This is a genomic window from Streptomyces sp. MS191, from assembly GCF_008042125.1.
GTDB lineage: Bacteria > Actinomycetota > Actinomycetes > Streptomycetales > Streptomycetaceae > Streptomyces.
This window is the reverse complement of record NZ_RDBI01000061.1, coordinates 1-2,819: the sequence shown is the minus strand read 5'-3', so window position 1 is coordinate 2,819 and position 2,819 is coordinate 1. Positions and strand designations below refer to the sequence as shown.

Below are 2,819 nucleotides of genomic sequence, written 5' to 3'. Positions count from 1 at the left end.
AGTGCGTACACGGCGGCCGCGCCGGCGGCGGCAGGGGAGCGCGGCAGCCAGAGGGCGACGGCGCCGGGGACGGCGAACAGCGGCCAGGCGCGGCGGAGCAGGCGCAGGCCGGCGGGCTGCGGCCCGTCGATCAGCCGGAGGCCCAGGGGGACGACCACGAACATGCCCAGCATCACGATCAGATGCACCAGAACGGACATCGGGACCCCCTCGATTGAACGCGTTCAACCCGATGGGTCCGAGCGTAGGGCTTTCCTTGAACGTGTTCAAGTGCGTCGTCCGGTCGGCCGTACCCGGCTTGCGGGGCCCCGCGCGGTGCGACAGACAGGAAGGACTGTCTCGAGGCGGGAGAACCACGTGCGCGCATCCACACGCCGTCCACGACGAGCTCTGGGCGCCGCGGTCGCCGTCCTGGCCTCGGCACTGCTGGTGGCGGGCTGCTCCGCGAGCGGCGGTGACGGCGGAGGCGGCAGCGAGCAGACGTCCGCGCCGCGGGAGGTGTTCCTCCAGCCGATCGCCGCCGAGGGGCCCGACCCGTTCACCGCCTCCACGGTGAACCCCGCCGCGGCCCCGCCGCCGGCCACCGTCCCGCCGGACCCGCCGGCCTCCGCCACGACCGCTCCCGACCTGACCGTCCGCGAGGTCACCGGCTCCACCCCCGGCCTCTACGGCGGCACCCGGTCCGTCGCCAGCTGCGACGTCGAACGGCAGGTGGCCCTCCTCGCCGAGGACCCGGCGACGTCGCGTGCGTTCGCCGAGGCCGCCGGGATCCCCGAGTCCCGGGTCGCCTCCTGGCTCCGCGGCCTCACCCCCGTCCAGCTGCGCGCCGACACCCGGGTCACCAACCACGGCCTCCGGGACGGGCGGGCGACCGCCTTCCAGTCGGTCCTGCAGTCCGGCACGGCCGTGCTCGTCGACCAGTACGGCGCACCCCGCGTCCGATGCGCCTGCGGAAACCCGCTGCGCTCACCCGTGGCCGTCCAGGGCGCCGTGCAGAGCGGGCGGCCGTGGAGCGGCTACCGGCCCGACCGGGTCGTCGTCGTCCGGCCGACCACGACGATCGTGAACAGCCTGGTGATCGTGAACGTCGTGGACGACACCTGGATCGAGCGCCGGACCGGCTCCGACGGCGAGCGGGACCACCGTCCCGCCGTCCCGCCGCCGTGCGACCCGGACACGTGCGACCCCGCCACCACGCCGCTGCCGGACACGGAACCGTCGACGCGCCCGGACGGTTCCGTCACCCCGCGTGAGTCCGTCCCGCCCGCCCCGTCCGAACGGAGACCGCAGCATGACCAAGAGGCCCTCCAGCGAGTGCGGCGCTGGCCGAACCCGAGCCGGACGCGCCCTCGCTGGAGGACCTCTTCCCGAGCGACACCGGAGCGGACCAGCCGGAGACCTTCGAGGGGTGATCTCCGCCGTGCGCGCGGCCGGGGCTGCGCCTAGCGTGGGGCTCATGAGCGCGGGCAGCGGGGGCGGCGAGGCGGCGGACCGGTGCCGCTGCGAACCGGGGACCGGCGGGGTGTCCTGCTGCTTCCTCCGGGACTTCGGCACCGAGTTCCGGATGGGCAGCTTCGACTGGGACCTGGACACCGGCGTGATGGACCTGGACGCAGGGGCTCTGCTGGTCTTCGACGTGCACCCGGAGGAGTACGACGGCGACCCGGCGAGCCTCTCCTCCCGTGTGGCGCCCGACGAGGGCCACCGGCTCGACACCATGGTCACGCACGCGCTCAAGGACGGCAGCGACCACTACGGCGCCTACTTCCGGGTCCGCCTGCGCAACGGGCACCCGCAGTGGACGCACACCCAGGGCCTGATCCAGCGCGACGGGACCGGCCGGCCGCGCCGCATCGTCGGCATCGTCCGCGACGCCTCCGAGGAGGTCTCCGAGCACGCCGCACGCCTCGGACTGGACGAGGGCCGCCGCAAGCGCACCAGCGTCGTCGAGGGCACCACCGCGGCCCTCGCCCACGCCCGCACCGTCCAGGACGTCATCGACCTGCTCAACGACTCGCACGGGCTGGAGTACTTCGGCGCCACGAGCCTGGTCATGGGACTCCTGGAGGCGGGCCGGATCCACCTGGTCGCCGAAGGGCCCGACGGGGCCTTCGTCCCCGGCACCCGGTTCACACGGGTGGACGAGCCGTACCCGATGAGTGAGGTGGTCCGGACCCTCACCCCCCGGTTCATCGAGTCCCGGCAGGACTTCGCCGACTCGTACCCCGTCCTGTGGCCGCACATCAGCGGGCTGGGCATCACCTCGGCGGCCTATCTGCCGCTCATCGCCCAGGCCCGGCCGATCGGCGCCCTCGGACTGCTCTACAACGACAAGACGGGCTTCAGCGCCGACGAACGCAACCTGCTCGTCGCGCTGGGCAGCAGCATCGCCCAGAGCCTGCAGCGCGCCATGCTGTACGAGCAGGAGCACGACCTGGCCGAGGGTCTCCAGCAGGCGATGCTGCCCCGCCGCATCCCCGACGTGCCCGGCGCGCAGATAGCCGTCCGCTACCGCTCGGCCCGCCTCGGCCGTGACATCGGCGGCGACTGGTACGACGTCATCCCGCTGCCCGGCGGCCGGGTCGGCGCCGTCATCGGGGACGTCCAGGGCCACGACACGCACGCCGCCGCCGTCATGGGCCAGCTACGGATCGTGCTGCGCGCCTACGCCGCGGAGGGGCACACCCCGGCCACCGTGATGGCGCGCGCCTCCGTCTTCCTGCACGAGCTGGACACCGACCGCTTCGCCACCTGCACCTACGCCGAGGCGGACCTCGCCACCGGCGTCGTGCAGGTGGTCCGCGCCGGGCACGTCGACC

Annotated in this window: 3 protein-coding genes; 2 read left to right on the top strand and 1 reads right to left on the bottom strand. The window is 74.0% G+C overall.

Annotated features, from left to right (window positions below; all coding sequences use genetic code 11):
• Positions 1-200 (bottom strand): YndJ family transporter (locus EAO71_RS26330; protein ID WP_187282836.1); only part of this gene is annotated, 200 nt, incomplete at its 3' end.
• A 157-nt stretch (positions 201-357) separates the two neighbouring features.
• Between EAO71_RS26330 and EAO71_RS26325 the strand changes: the two genes are divergently transcribed.
• Together EAO71_RS26325 and EAO71_RS26320 are read left to right on the top strand one after the other, a co-directional pair.
• Entirely contained in the window at positions 358-1,446 is a 1,089-nt protein-coding gene (locus tag EAO71_RS26325; protein WP_147980314.1) for a DUF6777 domain-containing protein, read from the top strand.
• A 118-nt stretch (positions 1,447-1,564) separates the two neighbouring features.
• Positions 1,565-2,819 (top strand): SpoIIE family protein phosphatase (locus tag EAO71_RS26320; protein WP_261992366.1); only part of this gene is annotated, 1,255 nt, incomplete at its 3' end.